Origin of the sequence: Oceanobacillus kapialis, from assembly GCF_044790185.1 — a bacterium.
GTDB classification, from domain to species: domain Bacteria; phylum Bacillota; class Bacilli; order Bacillales; family Amphibacillaceae; genus Oceanobacillus_B; species Oceanobacillus_B kapialis.
In genome coordinates this window covers 329230-346804 of sequence record NZ_CP085256.1, presented here as the reverse complement: position 1 = coordinate 346804, position 17575 = coordinate 329230, and the positions used below count along the sequence as shown (strand labels likewise).

The 17575-nt window shown below is 39.7% G+C and carries 15 protein-coding genes; 3 read left to right on the top strand and 12 right to left on the bottom strand.

What is annotated here, in order from left to right; translation table 11 throughout:
* Positions 1-135: 135 nt before the first annotated feature.
* The 6 genes from LG273_RS01880 to LG273_RS01855 form a co-directional block, all read right to left on the bottom strand.
* Entirely contained in the window at positions 136-648 is a 513-nt protein-coding gene (locus LG273_RS01880) for a DUF2812 domain-containing protein (RefSeq protein ID WP_379563562.1), read from the bottom strand.
* Positions 638-982, bottom strand: a complete 345-nt coding sequence (locus tag LG273_RS01875) for a PadR family transcriptional regulator (protein WP_404457282.1) — start codon at positions 980-982, stop codon at positions 638-640. The genes LG273_RS01880 and LG273_RS01875 overlap by 11 nt, the downstream gene beginning before the upstream one ends.
* Positions 983-1109: 127 nt before the next feature.
* The gene (cydC, locus tag LG273_RS01870; protein ID WP_404457280.1) at positions 1110-2819 is read right to left on the bottom strand and encodes a thiol reductant ABC exporter subunit CydC; all 1710 of its coding nucleotides are present in this window, start codon (positions 2817-2819) and stop codon (positions 1110-1112) included.
* Entirely contained in the window at positions 2819-4549 is a 1731-nt protein-coding gene (gene cydD / locus LG273_RS01865) for a thiol reductant ABC exporter subunit CydD (protein WP_404457279.1), read from the bottom strand. Before cydD ends, cydC begins: the two co-directional genes overlap by 1 nt.
* Positions 4550-4571: 22 nt before the next feature.
* The gene (locus LG273_RS01860; RefSeq protein ID WP_404457277.1) at positions 4572-5585 is read right to left on the bottom strand and encodes a cytochrome d ubiquinol oxidase subunit II; all 1014 of its coding nucleotides are present in this window, start codon (positions 5583-5585) and stop codon (positions 4572-4574) included.
* Positions 5582-6934 (bottom strand): cytochrome ubiquinol oxidase subunit I, encoded by a 1353-nt coding sequence (locus LG273_RS01855; protein WP_404457275.1) that lies wholly within the window; start codon positions 6932-6934, stop codon positions 5582-5584. Before LG273_RS01855 ends, LG273_RS01860 begins: the two co-directional genes overlap by 4 nt.
* A gap of 478 nt (positions 6935-7412) precedes the next feature.
* Between LG273_RS01855 and LG273_RS01850 the strand changes: the two genes are divergently transcribed.
* Positions 7413-8993 (top strand): peptide chain release factor 3, encoded by a 1581-nt coding sequence (locus tag LG273_RS01850; RefSeq protein WP_404457274.1) that lies wholly within the window; start codon positions 7413-7415, stop codon positions 8991-8993.
* Positions 8994-9062: 69 nt separating this feature from the next.
* Here the strand turns inward: LG273_RS01850 and LG273_RS01845 are convergent, their stop codons facing one another.
* Both LG273_RS01845 and helD read right to left on the bottom strand, forming a co-directional pair.
* Positions 9063-9446, bottom strand: coding sequence for a hypothetical protein (locus LG273_RS01845; protein WP_379563577.1), 384 nt, complete (start codon positions 9444-9446; stop codon positions 9063-9065).
* Between the two features lie 501 nt (positions 9447-9947).
* Positions 9948-12248: an RNA polymerase recycling motor HelD gene (gene helD, locus LG273_RS01840; protein ID WP_379563579.1), complete on the bottom strand. Its 2301-nt coding sequence runs from the start codon at positions 12246-12248 to the stop codon at positions 9948-9950.
* A gap of 315 nt (positions 12249-12563) precedes the next feature.
* Here helD and LG273_RS01835 point away from each other — a divergent pair, with 315 nt between their 5' ends.
* Together LG273_RS01835 and LG273_RS01830 are read left to right on the top strand one after the other, a co-directional pair.
* Positions 12564-12794, top strand: a complete 231-nt coding sequence (locus LG273_RS01835; RefSeq protein ID WP_379563581.1) for a hypothetical protein — start codon at positions 12564-12566, stop codon at positions 12792-12794.
* A 174-nt stretch (positions 12795-12968) separates the two neighbouring features.
* The gene (locus LG273_RS01830) at positions 12969-13220 is read left to right on the top strand and encodes a hypothetical protein (RefSeq protein WP_404457271.1); all 252 of its coding nucleotides are present in this window, start codon (positions 12969-12971) and stop codon (positions 13218-13220) included.
* 36 nt (positions 13221-13256) lie between these two features.
* Here the strand turns inward: LG273_RS01830 and LG273_RS01825 are convergent, their stop codons facing one another.
* The 4 genes from LG273_RS01825 to qoxB form a co-directional block, all read right to left on the bottom strand.
* Entirely contained in the window at positions 13257-14480 is a 1224-nt protein-coding gene (locus LG273_RS01825; protein ID WP_119578682.1) for an ISL3 family transposase, read from the bottom strand.
* A gap of 177 nt (positions 14481-14657) precedes the next feature.
* Positions 14658-14942 carry a cytochrome aa3 quinol oxidase subunit IV gene (qoxD, locus tag LG273_RS01820; RefSeq protein WP_379563585.1) on the bottom strand — a complete coding sequence of 95 codons (285 nt, stop codon included), beginning with the start codon at positions 14940-14942 and terminating at the stop codon, positions 14658-14660.
* Entirely contained in the window at positions 14943-15539 is a 597-nt protein-coding gene (gene qoxC / locus LG273_RS01815; protein ID WP_379563587.1) for a cytochrome aa3 quinol oxidase subunit III, read from the bottom strand.
* A complete protein-coding gene (gene qoxB / locus LG273_RS01810; protein ID WP_379563589.1) occupies positions 15539-17485 on the bottom strand; it encodes a cytochrome aa3 quinol oxidase subunit I in 1947 nt (648 codons plus the stop codon). The genes qoxC and qoxB overlap by 1 nt, the downstream gene beginning before the upstream one ends.
* Between the last annotated feature and the right edge of the window lie 90 nt (positions 17486-17575).

Here is a 17575-nt window from a genome sequence, read left to right as displayed (position 1 = left end):
CTCCGGTTCTGTTTTGGTGTGGTACTTTAACTTTACCAGAAGGTATCCTTTTTGCGTACATAAATTCAAAAAAAGTGGTGCTCCCCAGAGGGGAAGTACCACTTTTTTATTTTACCGGGTTTTGTCCCAGCCTCTTCAATTCCGTTTATAAAAATTAATCTTTCGCTTTAACGCGATCAGCATATAAATATAAAGAATTGCCACGGATACGGAAAGCGCCATGGTGAAAATTTGTAGCGCGTACCCTTTCCATGTGAGCCATCCACTAAGCTGTGATAGCAATAATAAAGCAAATAAAATCAAATAAAATCGCATCATACCCTTATAAGACTCCCTTACAGATTCGTAGTCAGAATAAATTTTCGTGACCGAGTCATTAGAAGCCTCTGTACGGAAATAGTGAAATAAATGGATGGAGTGGTTTACATGTTCCCAACCTGCATCCTCATACAGTTGCATATAATCCTCTGTTGCCAGTCTCTGAAAATCTATCTGATAAACGAACGCTTTGTTGGGATCTTCTTCAAACGTGTAAAATCCCAGCTTGTATTTCTTCATATGAAGCCCTTTTGCAGACATCTCTGTGAGCCATTGTTCTTCTTTTTCCAATCCAGAAGCAAGGAATAATCGAAATTTCTTAATGGCCATCTTTCTCAACCTCCAGCTTTTCAATGATATCCTTGGCATTTGCTACCAAAGATGATAATCTTCCATATTCGAGTCGCAAAACCTGCATTCCGAGATCTGTTAAGGCATAATATTTTCTGCGTTCGTCCTCTTGCACAGTCACCTTCTGGATCACATGCTGTTTTTCTAACTTTCCTAAAGCACCATATAAAGTCCCCGGTCCCATCCTCACTTCACCTTGGCTAATTTCCTCAACATCTTGCATAATGCCATAGCCATGACGTACTTTTCGAAGTGATAGTAATATATAATACGTTGCCTGGGATAATGGTAAAAAGTCTTCCGGTTGCTTCATGCATTCACCTCATTACATCGTTGGTCGATGTATCGTATATCGATATAATAGCACGGAAATTGGTTTCCTTCAAGCCTAAAAAACACCCAAAAACAAAAAGCCCGGTTTTCCCGGACTTTTTGCCTAGCTATAATAAATGCTTCTCAATTTCCTTCATCTCGTAAAAATATCCTTTTTTCTCCATAAGCGTTTCATAAGAACCTGACTCCACGATTTGCCCATGCTCCATTACAATAATTTGGTCCATTTTTTCCATGCCAGCCAAGCGGTGACTGACTAAGATTAGCGTATCGTTTTTTGCCTGCTGCAAGATTTGTTCATGGATTGATTTCTCTGTAAGTGCATCAACAGAAGATGTAGGCTCATCCAAAAGCCATAGTCGCCCTTTTTTTAATAGAGCTCTCGCAATCGCAAGCCGTTGCTTTTCTCCGCCAGAAAGATTAGCGCCTTTTTCCAGTACATGATCTTCCAAGGAAAACCTATCTAACATCACCTTCTGCAATGCCTCCTGAATCTGCGCATCTGTTAGGCCATCTCCAGCTAATAATAGATTATCTCTAATCGTGCCAAAGAAGAAGTGATTTTCTTGAAGGACAACATTGGATAACTCCCACAGGGTTTCCTTTTCGGCGGAAGCTAAGGAAACGCCATTTAGCTGAATGTCCCCTTCCTTTGGTTCGTAAAGCTTTAATAAAAGCTGTAGGATCGTTGATTTTCCAGAACCGCTTGGGCCAACAATCGCTGTTTTGCTCCCCTTGTCCAGCTCTAACGAAACATTTTTCAAGGTTGGTCGCCACTCTCCTTCGAAAGAGAAGGTCACATTGTTCATACTGACGGATGGCACCTCATCAGGGAGAGGGATAAGATCCTCACGGTCAGGTTTTGCATCCCCTTTTACAACTTGAAATAATCTTCTAGCTGCTCGTTGATTGTCATGATAGTAGATCGGAAATGCGGCCATTGGGGATGCATCTTCAAAAACTGTGATCGAAATCATCACAAGCATTGCCAGGAATAACCCCTCGAGGCTTCCGTTCGCTACCAAATAAACACCAAGCCCAAGCACCAATGCTGTAATGACATGGGAGACAAGCGTATTTAACGACTGGCTAAACAGTTTATTAATCCCTTCTATTTTTTGTTCCTCAATGTATTGATCAGACGCATGTAGTAACTCGGTTTCTCTTTTTTCCAGCTGCTGATATATCTTTAGATCGCGAAATCCATAAAGATATTCGGTCACTTCTGTTGAAAGATCGGCTCGACTTTTCCGTACATCTTCATCAATGCCTCGCTGTTTCACAGCAAAAATCGCCGGTACCACCAATCCTGTAAGAAGGAGTCCTATGAATAAGACAATTGCTGCATAAATAGAGAAAAATGTCGTAAAAAATATGGTACTTAAAAAGACCATGACAAGCACGATGGGTGGATAAAACACACGCAAAAAGAAATTTTGCAGGCTTTCAATATCACCAACTATTCTTGCCAACAGATCTCCGCTACGGTATTTTTGAAATATTCCTGGAGCAAGGGGTTCTATCCTTTCAAAGAAAGAAACTCGTAAATTACTTAAAATCGTGAACGTGGCACGGTGTGAAAAGTATCGTTCTGCATAACGCGTCAGTGCCCTTGTAAAACCTAATAACTTAACAGTAGAAGTTAAGACTATTAAGGCATACAAAGGTGGGGCAAGGGCAGCCTTGGATATTAAATAACCACTTGCTGCAAACAAACCAACACCGGCAATTCCAGCAATAAAACCGACTAAAATGGAGAGAAGGATGTCTTTTTTCTCAAGCATCATTAATTTCGTTACAATAGCTAGGTCCTTCATTAAGCTGTCCCTCCTTGCTGTACGGATACCATGTCGGCATATGCCGGTAGATTTGCAACAAGTTCGGTATGTGTTCCTTTGCCCGCCATCTTCCCATCTTCTAAGAAAATAATTAGATCGGCATTTTTAATGGTATGCAGTCGATGCGCCACTGTAATAATGGTGGCATTTTTTGATAGCGTTTCGATAGACTTTTGCAAAATACGCTCTGTTTTAAGGTCGAGTCCTGTTGTTGGTTCGTCAAACAGGATAAGAGAAGGCTGTTTCAAGAATGCTCTGGCCAATGCTAGCCGCTGTTTTTCTCCCCCTGAAAGACCTCTTCCCGCCTCGCCAACAGGTGTATCCAGCCCTTTTTCAAGTGACTGCACAAGCTCTATAAGTCCAGCTTGCTCTGCCGCGGTTTGAATGTCCTCTCTGGATGCTGGATCGGTTGCTCCAATGGCGATGTTTTCAGCAACCGTCCCAGAAAAAATATAAGGATGCTGCGATATATAACTTAATTTGTTGAACCATTGCTCTTCCTGATAATCATGTAAAGAGTTCTCATCCGCCTTTATTTCACCACTAGAAATTGGTAGAAGTCCCGCCAGTAAGTGCAGTAAAGTCGATTTCCCTGAACCACTTTTACCCACAATAGCAATCGAAGCATATGCTGGAATGGTTGCTTCAATGTTAGATAAGGAAAATTGTGTATCCCCATAGCTAAAACCTAGCTTTTGCAATTCCAATTGTGGTGGCTTCCCTTCAGAAGAGAACTCCTTTTCTCCCCATGTAACCACCTTGTCTTCTTCCTCTAGTTCTGCTGCTACTTTTTTCGCTGCTCCAATACTGCTTTGTCCATTATGAAAGGCGCTTCCTAATTCTTTTAAAGATGTGTAGTATTCTGGTGCAAGGATCAAAATTAGAAAACCTACGAAAAACGTAATACCGTCGAACAAAATAAGCTGTAACGCGATTTCTAATGCTATGATACCTATACTCAGCATGGAAATAAGCTCAAGCATAAAAGAAGAAGTAAACGCCACCTTTAAAATTTCCATGGTTGCATCACGAAATCCTAAGCTGCTTTTTTCAATGATTTGTTTTTGTTTTTTGGCCCGACCAAAAAGCTTTAGGGTCGTTAATCCTTGCAATGTATCCAAAAAACCACCGGAAAAGGATGCAAGCTTATCCAGCTGTTCCTCTGATTTTTTCTGTGTCTGCATCCCAATAATAATCATAAAAATTGGTATGAAGGGAGATGTAATAAGCATAATAAGCCCGGAGTTCAGGTGCTGCGTGAAAACAACAATAAGTATAAGCAATGGGATTAGACTTGATTGAATGACCTGTGGAATATAGGAACTAAAATAGTTTTCCACTTCATCAACAGCGTCCATTAAAAGACTTACCTTCCCACCTGACTGGCCTGTGATCGACGCCTGGACTGGTGTTACTTTATATTGGTGAAGCAAGGCATGACGAAACTCTGCTTTGGCCTGCGCCCCCATCTTGACGCCAGTCCGTCCACTTAAATAGGTTGAACCAGTTCGAAAAAGTAAAACCAATAAAAGGATGCCCAGTAAAGAGAGTACATCTTGCAAATCGGCATCTCCCAAAAAGGCATCTTCAATTATCGTGACAAGAAGATACGCCTGAGCAATAACCATCGTACCGGCTATAAACGCAAAAAATACCAGTAAGGCCATTCGTTTGTTTTGTTGTTTTATCATGGCTTTTAACATCTTCATATGGCGTATCTCCAATCGGAGCTTATTTTTTCCCTTTTACATAATCGGCGTTAAACAGGAACAATCTCATTAATAGAATTAATGAAGGAATTAATAGGAGAAGTCCTGCGATAAAAACGATGATGAGTGCAATTGCTGTAGATTCATAGGTAACACTGTCATAGATATTTATATATGGATACAAAAGATATGGCAGATGGCTTGCACCATACCCAAAGAATGCAAAGAAAAATTGCAGCATAACGCTAATAAATGCCCATCCATAGTATTTCCCGATATAGATAAGCCACATTGCAATCATAAAGAATCCAACCGACAAGCCAAACATCCACCATAAATCGAGCATATTATCATAATGTCTCTCATTATGTTGCCCTAGTGCAATAAATGTCGTAAGGGAGGCAACAATTGTAGGTGTAGCCCAGAACAGGGCGTATTTTCTAACAAGTTGTAATGCATTTTGGTCATCTGCGCGTGCTGCATAATAAGTAAGAAAGGTTGCACTGATATAAAGCACGGAAACCAATGCCAAAAATACAACACTCCAAGAATAGGGACTTGTGAATAACGCCAGATAGTCAAGTGTTATCGTGCCCCCACTTTCTGAAATAAATCCACCCTCTGATAATGTCATTGCTGTAGACAGCGATGCTGGGATCAGCAATCCGGTTGCTCCATATAAAAACATATATACATTACTCTGCTTGGAGCCGTAATTTTCAAACGCGTAAAACGAACCACGAATCGCTAACAGAATAATGGCGATACTCCCAGGCACAAGAAGAGCTGTTCCGTAATAGTATGCCGAATCTGGAAAGAAACCAACAATCCCGACAAAGAAGAAAACAAAGAAGACATTGGTTACCTCCCAAACCGGAGAGAGATAGCGCGAAATTAGCTGGTTAATAATATGGTCATTTCCTGTAATTTTTGCATAGTAGGCAAAAAAGCCAGCACCAAAGTCAACAGATGCTACGATTAGGTATCCGTACAAAAATATCCATAATACGGTAATCCCAATTAGTTCATAGCTCATTCTTTATCCCCCTCTTCAATAGTCGGGTACTTTTTCTCCAACTCTTCCTCTGCAGGTTTCCCTTTAAACAGTTTACGAAGTACAATGACACATAAGGTACCGAGTACAATATAAAGAGCCAGGAAGAAAAAGAACATAAGGTCGATATGTGGCGATGTAGTTGCAGCTTCGTCTACGGTCATGTAGCCACGTAAGATCCATGGCTGCCTGCCCACTTCTGCATAAATCCACCCGAATTCAACTGCGAGCATCGCAAGTGGACCTGTTAAGAATAGTAACCCAACTATCCATTTATTATGGACGTCCCATCTTTTAACCCTGTTAACGATAATGTAAAATAAGGAAACAGCGATTAAGAACATCCCGATCGATACCATAAAGTCAAACATATAGTGCACCCAAAGCGGAGGTCTTTCATCTTCTGGAAATTCTTCTAGCCCTGTTACTTCACTTTCAAAATCTCCGTGCGCCAGGAAGCTTAGAAGACCTGGGAGACGTATTGCTCCAACCGGTGTGTCTTGATCATTCAACCATCCAAAGAGCACCAGATCTGCTCCTTCTTCAGTCTCAAAATGCCATTCTGCTGCTGCCAATTTTTCCGGCTGGTGCTCTGCAAGGAATTTTGCAGAAATATCGCCAGCAATCGCAGTAAGAATAGAAAAAACAAATACGAGCATCACCGTCAATTTCAGTGCTTTTTTATGATATTCAGAGTTCTTTTTCTTAAGTAGACTAAACGCTGCAATGGAAGCAAGAATTGCTGCCACAGTTAGATAAGAAGAACTCAATACGTGAAATACTTTAGAGGTGGTAGCCGGATTAAACATTGCTTCAATAGGGTTAACACTTGTAAATTGCCCGTCTTCCATCGTAAACCCATCTGGCGTGTTCATAAAAGCATTCACGGTTGTAATAAAGAAGGCCGACAAGGCTCCCCCAATAACAACTGGTATAGAAAACCACCAATGTGTAAGTGGATTTTTAAAACGATCCCATGTATATAGATAAATTCCTAAAAAGATTGCCTCAAAGAAAAAAGCAAATACTTCCATAAACAAAGGAAGGCTAATAACATTACCAGCAAGCTGCATAAAATTAGGCCATACTAAAGATAACTGCAATCCAATCGCAGTTCCTGTTACTACCCCTACCGCTACCGTAATGACAAAACCTCGCGTCCACCGTCTCGCCAGCATACGATAATGCACATCATTCTTTTTAATTCCAATAAATTCGGCAATGCAAATAAGTAGCGGAACACCAACGCCTAGTGTGGCAAAGATAATATGAAACACTAACGTCATTGCCGTAATCAATCGGCTCATCAAAACCGGATCCAACTCGAACATTCATAAACCTCCCTGTTTTTATGATAAACCAAGACTTTGTTCAGTACTGATCAATCTTTTCTCTATTTAAAAGCTCACAAGCAAAAAAGCCAGCAAGTAAGCATGGAATATTAAGTTTTTATAGCGTACCACTATATTATAACGCGATTACCTAATTTATTGTGGCTACACCATTGACAATTAAATGACATTCCTCAACCCATGCTGACGAGCTGTTTTTATTTTTAACCATGTACCCTATTCTCATACACTTTACACGTGAACAATGGTCGACCTGACTTTTATAAGTAGCTTGCGAGGCCCAACTAGGTGAAATTGTACCATACCGCGTTCTCCTCCGATAATTACCTTGTGGAACGAAGTCCAATTTTGCTATGATAGATAAAGAATTATTTAAAGGAGAATCATCCAATGTAAAAATCCCTTACGACAACCGAACAGTTACTAGAAAATTATAGAAAAGAAGGGATTTTATTTTATGAGCTTACATGAGGAAGTAAAAAAAAGACGAACTTTTGCCATCATATCCCACCCAGATGCAGGAAAAACAACACTAACCGAAAAGCTGTTGTTATTTGGCAATTTAATACGTTCTGCCGGCACCGTAAAAGGAAAGAAATCTGGTAAATTTGCAACATCAGACTGGATGGAGATTGAGAAACAACGTGGTATCTCCGTCACATCAAGTGTGATGAATTTTCCATATAAAGACTATCAAGTAAACATTTTGGATACACCTGGACACGAAGACTTTAGTGAGGATACCTACCGAACTTTGACTGCTGTGGACAGTGTTGTAATGATTATTGATGCGACAAAAGGGATTGAAGCCCAAACTAAAAAACTATTTAAAGTTTGCCGCATGCGCGGAATTCCAATCTTTACCTTCATTAATAAAATGGATCGCGAAGGCAGGGAGCCACTTGAATTACTGGAAGAAATCGAGCAAGTGCTTGATATCGAAACCTACCCGATGAACTGGCCCGCTGGAATGGGGAAGCAATTCCTTGGCAACTTTGACCGACATGGTAGACAGTTTATCCAATTTAACGGCAACGAAGAAGAAACGCACATTCCTTACGAGACATTAAATAGTGAGGCACATGCAGAACTTCGATCACAGTCCAGCTACCAGCTTGCTAAGGATGAATTGGAGCTGCTTGATGAAGCTGGGGATATGTACTCCATGGAGGCCGTTATGGCGGGAGAACAAACGCCTGTATTTTTCGGAAGTGCTCTTGCTCCTTTCGGTGTCCAAACATTCTTTGATACGTTTATTTCGATGGCGCCAGCACCTGTGCCAAGAAAGTCTACAGCGGGACCCATTCAGCCTGAGGAGGAGGAATTCTCTGGTTTTATCTTTAAAATCCAAGCGAACATGAACCCTGCACACCGTGACCGAGTTGCTTTCCTACGCATTTGCTCCGGGAAATTTGAACGAGGGATGAGTGTGAAATTGGCGAGGGCTAACAAGGTCATCAAGTTATCCCAAACACAGCAATTTGTCGCTTCCTCAAGAGATACAGTTGAAGAGGCATATGCAGGAGATATAATTGGGATTTATGATCCAAATATTTATCGAATCGGCGATACATTAATTGCTGGTAAAAAGCAGTTTGATTACGATGAACTCCCTCAGTTCCCACCTGAATTATATAAAAAAGTAACGGCCAAAAATGTAATGAAGGGAAAGCAGTTTAATAAAGGAATTGAGCAGCTTGTCCAAGAGGGTGCGATTCAGCTTTTTAAAGGATATCGTAATGACGCCAATATTATTGGCGCAGTTGGTGAGCTGCAATATGAAGTGTTTCAGCATCGCATGAAAAACGAATACAATACAGAAGTTATGCTTGAATCAATTGGCGAGCGAATCCCAAGGTGGCTGAAAGAAGACCAACTGGACCCTTCTATCTTTGACGAACGTAGTATGCTTGTCCGAGATCGCGAGGGGAACTATGTTGCATTATTCAAAAATGATTTCGCATTAAACTGGTTTCACGATAAATATCCAAAAGTCGAACTTATTGACCTGTTTGAAACGAACCAATACAACCAATAACAAACAAGCTAAAAATTTCATTTAAAAAGGCAGTCCCTATGTCTTATACAGACAAAAGGGGCTGCCTTCTTAGTTCTCCAATTGAAAGTCTGGGATTCCCATGAAATGTAAAGCTTCATCCATGCTTGTAAAGGCACGAACAGAATCATAAGTACCAGCACTTCTTGATAAACGATTTAATTGCATTTTTAATGTAACGTTAGGTGCAATCGTTGCATTTTTTTCAATATTACTGCCAACCCAGCCCATTAAATCTCTCCACACTTCGCTAACCTCAGCATTTGCAATACTTTGGATATTACAGTTATCATTTAAAAACTTAGTTACCCCAGGCTGGCTTAATGCGCGTTTTACTTCTCCGGCTTGCTGGTGTGCCTCTGCCACAGTCTCTGCCATCTCATTATATTTGAAATAAAGGACATCCTTGTAAACTTTCACTTCATACTTTGCCAAGATCCTTACGCTCCTCTTTTACAATAATCAGTTTAAAGTTATGTAATGCTTTTAACGTTTTAAAACTCGCCAAGTATATACACTTCAACAATTAATCTATTTTTAGAATTAAAATTTAAAACAAGAACAAACCACAATTGGATAAGCAACTTTCCAACTTAAATACATTGATAATCATAACATTAATCATAGTATTTATGTACGTTAATATCGCTTCTAAACCTAATTATATAGGCATAACTCCTTAAGTTCATCCTGAGCATAACAACGCAATAGGGCGAAAGTTACCGGTTACAATTAAAGAATAAGTCGATTTATGTCAATTTTTTGAACAAATCAAAGCTGCGGAAATAACCATCCACAGCTCTGTATGATATACCGTATTTTCTTTTTGAGGAAGGCGAGACTTTTCTTCTTGTGTTGCCCACCTTCGTATAACCCATCACTTGGGGTTTCCATAACACCTTTTAGTTCACCTAATAAATAACACAGAATTGGAAACTAAACCCCCACCATTTCGTAAGTATCTTCTTCTGACTCCAAAATAAAACGACACGGTTCAGCTTGGACCAACATAGTCAGGTCATGCATCGCTCTTGTGCAAGCAGTATAAAAAAGAGTACGATCTTCCTCTCTATATTGCTCAGAAGAAGCATTAGGGATAATTACTGCATCGAATTCAATTCCTTTTGCCAAATAGACAGGTAATATAAGAAAACCTTTTGAAAACCCATATGTCTCTTCTGTTATTTTCGTTATCTGTACTTCATCCTTTAGTTGCTTATATACGTTCTCTGTCTCCTGTAAGGTTTTACAAATTACTGCAATCATTTCATGGCCTTTTTCTAGATTAGAAGCCCTCTCAGCAAGAATAGCTTGCTTCTGCTCCCACTCGGATAAGCGAAGCACTTTTGGTTTGTCACCATCACGGTTAAACGCTTCGATCTCTTCCTCACCAGGAGCAAAAGCTTTTGTAAACATCGTGATTTGCTTCGTGGATCGATAGCTTTTTGTAAGCGTAATTCGCTCATGGTCTGCCTCTTGTAAGCCTGGCACAAGTGGATTATGACTTGTCACATTAACATAAATAGCTTGATTTATATCACCAAGTAAGGTCATCCTTGTATACGGGAAAAGATGTCTAATAAACGCAAACTGGAAGGACGAATAATCCTGCGCCTCATCAATTAATAAATGTCGCACAGCACGTTCTTGGCCGTCTCCAATTAGTCTCCCTTTAAAATATAAATAGGGTGTCGCATCCTCCCATGATAAATAGTCTTTACTTAAATGCTCTAATGTCAGCTTGCAAATAGCTTTCCAGTTTTCTGGGGTTCCCTTTATTCCATCCGTGATAAAAAGTTGCTTAAAGCTTTTCATACTATTCACGAACTCTAAATTCTCTATTTGTTTACGTAAGGTTCCGAACATCTTACGGACAACTGCTTTTCGAAGTACAAGCTCTTCATTAATGAACATATCCTCATCAAGTTTCTGCGCTTCGTAATAGGCTTTTAAATATGCTTCCTTATCAAGCAACTCTACCTTTTCTATTACCCAATCCTTTTTTATTTCTTGCTTTTGAAATGGCTTTAGTTCACTTATTAGCCATTTGGCTACAAGCTCCATTTTATTAGGTAAACTGACGCTTTCATCAAGCGAGTAGAAGTACTCTTGAATCCCTTCCCGGGAAATTAGTACTTCGCCTCGGAAAGAAATATCTTTAAAATACAGTCCGCCTTTTTGTAAACCCCCAACATACTGATCCATTAGTTTCTTGAAGTCCAGCGTGGCCTTAAACTCCATACTCGAAAGGCGGGTTTGATAGTCTTGATTATTTTCTTGTGTCAGCACATACTCCATTTGCGCAAAAGGAGATTCTACTGTATAAGCTTCTCCAATTCTTTCCCTTAAATATTCAAGGAAAGTATTTTGCCTCACGTTAGACTCACCAAGTTCAGGTAAGACATTTCGAATATAACCGGTAAATAACGGGTTTGGGGAGAGAAGTAACACATTCTCCGGATTTAAATCTTCCCTGTACCGATACATTAAGTAAGCAATCCGTTGCAATGCAGCAGAAGTTTTCCCACTACCGGCGACTCCTTGAACAAGTAACAGTTTACTTCTTTCTTCCCGAATAATTCTGTTTTGTTCCGTTTGAATAGTGGCCACAATGTTTTTCATTTCGGTACTCGCATTATGTCCTAATGCCTCTTGAAGCATCTCATCCCCAATCGTAATCCCCGTATCAAATAGACCTTTAAGCTTTCCGTCACGGATTATAAATTGCCTTTTTAATGTAATATGACCTTTTACTGTATTGTCCATTACCTCATAAGAAGCTTCCCCTAATGCATAATCGTAATAAAGACTGGATATTGGAGCACGCCAATCATAAACAAGAAACTCTTCGTCCTTCTCATCCAATAAGGAGGATATTCCAATATAAAGCTTATCTTCCAGTTCCTCTTCTCTTTCTTTAAAGTCAATTCTCCCAAAATAAGGTGACTTTTTCATTCGTTTTAATACTTTTAACTCTTCACCGATCTTACCATGAAATCTTTCCTTCTCAGCTAAAAATTCTGCCTGTTGTTTTATACTAGCTTGTGTTTCAATAACATCATCTGGTTCGTCAAGATTAACGGTTACGTCATCCCAAAAAGTTTTTCTAATTTCTATTACATCTTCTTTTAACCCCGTAGCCTTTGCGTATAGCTTCGTTTCCTTTTTACCAATTTCCTCTGCGACGAGATCTATTCGTCGTTGTTCTTCATGCCAATCATTTGGTTCCACACCCATCAAACCAACCCCATTTCTTCCCAGCATAAATATTATTGACTTTACTTATCAATAATGATACAATATTATTGGAGATAATATACAATAATATTCAAGTAACCTATTTAGTGTACCATTTCTGCTGGTCGACTGCAATAGTTACTTTTTTTTGTGCTCTAGCTTAGGCTAACATGGTTACCAAGCAACGATCTTGAGATTGTTGCTTTTTTTCTTACTTGAAATCACTCTTGTTAACTGGAATTCACATTATTGACACAAACTATTTGACAACTTTGTGAACAAAGTGAATAATATAGTTAAGGGAGGATGATTTCTATGAGTTCACGCAAAAAAATGTTAAACGCTGTGAAGATTGCAGGGGCAACTGTACTTATGCTTGGGATCGCCATCTTTTTATATGGATTTTTCGTAAGCGATTACAGTGCGATCACAGGCATTGGCATTGGTACAATCATGGGGGCAGTATTTCTCTTTTTAATGGGTGTATTTTTCGTAGCAACAGAAGAGGTTTTAGAGAAGTTCGGAAAACAAAAGCTACTGAAATAAGGGAACGCCCTAGAGCGTTCCTTTTTTAGTTCACTGCGTACTTTTCAATGAGTGCCAACTCTCTCATATTTATTCTTTCACCATTCCTTGTTTTTCTTTTCCTCAAAAACGGGTACAGTCTAATAGGAAACGTTAAAAAACTAGAAGACCGTTACAGCTTGGAAGGATGATAATATGAGACAACGAACAAAAATTATGCGTGCTGTTAAATATACGGGTGCTGTTGTACTGGTAGTGGGAATTGTAATTTTCCTATATGGCTTTTTTGTTAGTGATGGTGGTCGCTGGACAGCAGTTGGGATCGGTACCGTAATGGGAGCAGTCTTCTTGTTCCTTATGGGTGTATTTTTTGTAGGGACAGAAGAGAAGTTAAAAGATCGCTATGGAAGGTTTAGAAATAAATTTAGAAATAATAAATGGTTCTAAGTCAAATGTTGGGGTGAGCTAACGCTCACTCCTTCTTTATGCGACTCGCCCATTTATATTTTTATATTGATGATGTAATAATACTCTCATTCTAAACCGATCAAAACGACGGTATCCAAAAGCATTCCTCTTTATTACTTTCGTTTGGTTGTTAATCCCCTCCACATACCCATTATGTAAATTAAAGGCAAAGCTATTCATAATCTCTTTTTGCCAATTTTGAAAGGTTTCCATGGCCTTTTTAAATTCCTCAATTCCAGACGCTTTTACCAAGTCGTAAAACTCATACAAACGTTCTTTGACTGCCGTTAAATTAGAAGGCCCTAGGGCCTTTGCTTCTTCAAACCAAAGCCGAAAAGCTTCTTTTAATTGGTATGCTGTCCGCAAGGTATCAGACATTTTCAAGTAACGTTCCAGATACCAGCGTTGTTTCTCCGTTAAATCTTCATGCTTCTTATTAAACACATGTTTCATCCGCTTACACTTTTTACGATCGTAGTCGCTAAATTGCTTTTGTTCTTTTCTCCTTACACGCTCAAGTGCCCAATAAATATGCCGACAGAAATGAAAACGGTCAGCTACTACAATAGGTTTCCCTAATGCTTGGTCCACAGCTGCTTTGAAGGAATGGCTCATGTCCATTACAACTTTTTCTACTTTCTGACCATGCTCTCTTAGATAAGCCTCTACCGTTTCTTTTTTCCTATCCGGCAATATCTCGAGGGGCTTCCGATCCACCGGATCGGCAATAATGGTTTGGTATTTTTCTCCGTCTGAATCTCCCTTATATTCATCAATAGCGATTACAGAAGGTAACTCCCGTGTTTCCTCCAAAAAGCTAGATCCCACTTTATCAAACCTACGCATTACAGTAGTTGCGGAAGTGTTAAATCGAGAGGCAATTGCTTTAAAGTTTTTTCCATGAATTAGCTCTAACGCAATAGCTTGCTTTAGTTCTTTGGACTGCCGTTGATAGCGTTCTACCAATGAGTTATTTTCATAAAAACGCCTTTTACATTGTGGGTGTTCACATTTATAGCGACGTTTACGGTAAAAAATTAGCGTCTCTCTCATAAACAGTTTTGAGTGCTGTATCTTTTGAGTGCGGTAATCGTGCACCTTTTGTGTTAGGGTATTACACGTTGGACAACGATGGGGCTTGGCATCCAGTTCCACATGCAGCTGAAAAACTCCACCATTTTCAATCGTTTTTTTAATACGAAACTCTTCTAAACCTGGGAAAGAAATGTTAAAATTCACTTACACGCAACTCCTTTTGTTATTGTTTTGTGGTTAAAACAAGTCTAACAAAATTCGGAGTTTGCGTGTTTTATTTAGCTGAATTTTCTCTGTACCCCAACATATATTATAGAGCCTAATAAATAAGGATTTAAAGATAAAAAAAAGGAGTGCCCTGAAGCACTCCTTTTTTCACCCTTACATATATCCCCAAATCAATGCAAGAAGTGAACCGAAGACAGTCACCACTGCAATAAACACACCATAATAAACATTCGATAAAATCAAGTCCTTATCCTCTGATTCCCGAGCATGCATGAATACCATTAATTGTAGGAATGCCTGCACAAATGCTGTAATTAGCAGGATGGTCATCCCCACTGCGAATGAAATTCCCTCCAATAATACCAACAAAGCAACGCCTGTTAGAACAAGGGAAGATACAAATCCCATTACTTGTTTTAGTGGAAATAATTCCTTCATTTACATCATTCCTTTCAGATAGATGAAGCTGAAGATAAAGATCCAAACAACATCTAGAAAGTGCCAGTAAAGAGAGAATATAAAGGATTTATTTGCAGTTTCTGGTGTCAAACCGCGTTTTTTAACCTGCATTAGGATGAACAGACCCCAGAACAAGCCTAAGGTAACGTGAAGTCCATGTGTACCTAATGTTGTTAATAATGCAGATGAGAAGGCACTAACGGTTAAGCCAGCTCCAACATGAACATAATGATTAAATTCATAAATTTCTACACTTAGGAAGGCTGCGCCAAGAACAAGGGTGATGATGAAAAATGCCATCATCGCCTTCTTGTTTTTAAGTCTCATTGCATGAATAGCTAATCCGATTGTGAAACTACTTGTAAGAAGCAAAAGTGTTTCAATTAATACTGGAGGCAGTTCGAAAATCTCCGCCCCACTTGGTCCGCTTCCGTGACGTCCTTCTAACGTAAAGTAGGAAGCAAACAATGTTCCAAAGAGCATGATTTCTGCCCCAATAAATATCCAGAAACCTAAAATATTCAAGCGGCCTTGCTCTGTACTATACTCTAACGGCTGCGAGTGATCCATTTTCATTATTCTGCACCTCGCAATTCAGATTCTGTTTTTTCAACTTCCTCAACAGGTATGTGGCGACCATGATCCTTTTCAAATGAACGATGGACTAAGCATGCACAAATACCTAGTAAGGATACAATAACACCAATCCATATACTAAATATAAAGGAGAAACCAAGAACAAAGAACAATGCACTCATAATAAATGGTACACCACTATTATTCGGCATGTGAATTTCCTTCAACTTGCCTTTAAACAGCTTATGACCATTATATTTGGAATCCCAGAAAGCTTCACTTGAAGCCACTTCAGGAATTGTTGCAAAATTGTATTCCGGTACTGGTGTGTGTGTTGCCCACTCAAGAGAACGCGCATCCCAAGGGTCGCTTCCGATATCTCTTGATGCATAGCGTGTGCTGTAATAGATATTGTAAACAATGATGATAAACCCAATAGCTAACATTACTGCACCAGCAAATGATAGCATATTCCAGAAACCAAAGCCTGTGGATTCAGAATAGGTATACATACGGCGTGCTTGACCATCTAACCCGGAAATAAACATTGGGAAGAATGCTACACATGTACCGATTGAGATAAACCAAAACGCCCACTTACCAATTCGTTCGTTTAGCATGAAGCCAAACATTTTAGGCCACCAGTATGTTAAACCGGCTAACATCGCAAATACTACACCCGGAATAATAACTAAGTGGAAATGCGCTACAAGGAACATCGTATTGTGATATTGGTAATCAGCTGCCGACATACCAAGCATAACACCTGTCACCCCGCCAATCGTAAAGATAGGCAAGAAACCTAGTGAGTACATCATAGGTACCGTAAACCTGATACTTCCTTTCCACAAGGTAAACAGCCAGTTAAAGATCTTAATACCTGTCGGCACGGCTATCGCCATTGTGGTGATAGAGAATATACTGTTAACCATTGCTCCTTGCCCCATCGTAAAGAAGTGGTGAACCCATACTACGAAGGAAAGAAGCGAAATAATTACCATAGAAGCAACCATCGATTTATAACCATATAGATTACGTCTAGCAAATGTGGAAATGATTTCACTATAAACACCAAATGCTGGTAGCACGAGGATATAAACCTCCGGATGCCCCCAAACCCAGAACAGGTTGGCCCATAGCATATCCATTCCACCATTACCTGTCGTGAAGAACTGTGTACCGAAAAGACGGTCCATTGTTCCCATAGCAAGTGCTACCGTTAGAACAGGGAATGCAAATGTAATAATTAAGTTAGTGATAAGTGCAGACCATGTAAACATTGGCATTTTCATAAGCTTCATGCCTGGTGCACGCATCTTAAGGATGGTTACGATAAAGTTAATACCAGTAATTAAGGTACCTATCCCCGCAATCTGAATGGCAATCATGTAATAGTTCGTTCCCACCGACGGGCTAAACTCATTACCCGCTAACGGGAAGTACGATGTCCAACCAGAGCTCGGTGAACCACCGATAACAAAGGAAAGGTTAAATAGCATTGCCCCGAAGAAATATAACCAAAAGCTTAATGCGTTCAGACGCGGGAATGCTACATCTCGCGCACCAATTTGTAATGGTACAACAAAGTTCATCAAGGCAACGATAAAGGCCATTGCCATAAATATAATCATCACAACACCGTGTGTTGTGAAAATTTCATTATAATGTTGCGAATCTAGCAACTGCGCTTCTGGTGTGGCTAACTGTGCACGCATCATTAATGCGTCCACCCCTCCACGGAAAAGCATAAGGAGTGCAGAAATTAAATACATAATACCAATACGCTTATGGTCAACGGTTGTTAGCCATTCGCGCCATAGATAACCCCATTTTTTAAAGAACGTTAATCCTGCGATGATTGCAATTAAAGTAATCCCAATTGCAACCATGGAGGCATAGATAATCGGACTTGGATGAGGTATCGCAAAACGTTCAAAGAACTCCATGTTTTTTTACTCCTTTCAAACCTTCTAAAAATGTTCAAGAAAAACCGGTAAAAAGGACAGATCGAATTTTCAAACCGTCTCATCTTAAAA

What these genes read in the sequence shown, in the direction of transcription:
- LG273_RS01880 (WP_379563562.1), bottom strand. Translation starts at nt 648, where the DNA reads ATGGCCATTAAGAAATTTCGATTATTCCTTGCTTCTGGATTGGAAAAA.
- LG273_RS01875 (WP_404457282.1), bottom strand. Translation starts at nt 982, where the DNA reads ATGAAGCAACCGGAAGACTTTTTACCATTATCCCAGGCAACGTATTAT.
- cydC (WP_404457280.1), bottom strand. Translation starts at nt 2,819, where the DNA reads ATGAAGGACCTAGCTATTGTAACGAAATTAATGATGCTTGAGAAAAAA.
- cydD (WP_404457279.1), bottom strand. Translation starts at nt 4,549, where the DNA reads ATGAAGATGTTAAAAGCCATGATAAAACAACAAAACAAACGAATGGCC.
- LG273_RS01860 (WP_404457277.1), bottom strand. Translation starts at nt 5,585, where the DNA reads ATGAGCTATGAACTAATTGGGATTACCGTATTATGGATATTTTTGTAC.
- LG273_RS01855 (WP_404457275.1), bottom strand. Translation starts at nt 6,934, where the DNA reads ATGTTCGAGTTGGATCCGGTTTTGATGAGCCGATTGATTACGGCAATG.
- LG273_RS01850 (WP_404457274.1), top strand. Translation starts at nt 7,413, where the DNA reads ATGAGCTTACATGAGGAAGTAAAAAAAAGACGAACTTTTGCCATCATA.
- helD (WP_379563579.1), bottom strand. Translation starts at nt 12,248, where the DNA reads ATGGGTGTGGAACCAAATGATTGGCATGAAGAACAACGACGAATAGAT.
- LG273_RS01835 (WP_379563581.1), top strand. Translation starts at nt 12,564, where the DNA reads ATGAGTTCACGCAAAAAAATGTTAAACGCTGTGAAGATTGCAGGGGCA.
- LG273_RS01830 (WP_404457271.1), top strand. Translation starts at nt 12,969, where the DNA reads ATGAGACAACGAACAAAAATTATGCGTGCTGTTAAATATACGGGTGCT.
- qoxD (WP_379563585.1), bottom strand. Translation starts at nt 14,942, where the DNA reads ATGAAGGAATTATTTCCACTAAAACAAGTAATGGGATTTGTATCTTCC.
- qoxC (WP_379563587.1), bottom strand. Translation starts at nt 15,539, where the DNA reads ATGAAAATGGATCACTCGCAGCCGTTAGAGTATAGTACAGAGCAAGGC.
- qoxB (WP_379563589.1), bottom strand. Translation starts at nt 17,485, where the DNA reads ATGGAGTTCTTTGAACGTTTTGCGATACCTCATCCAAGTCCGATTATC.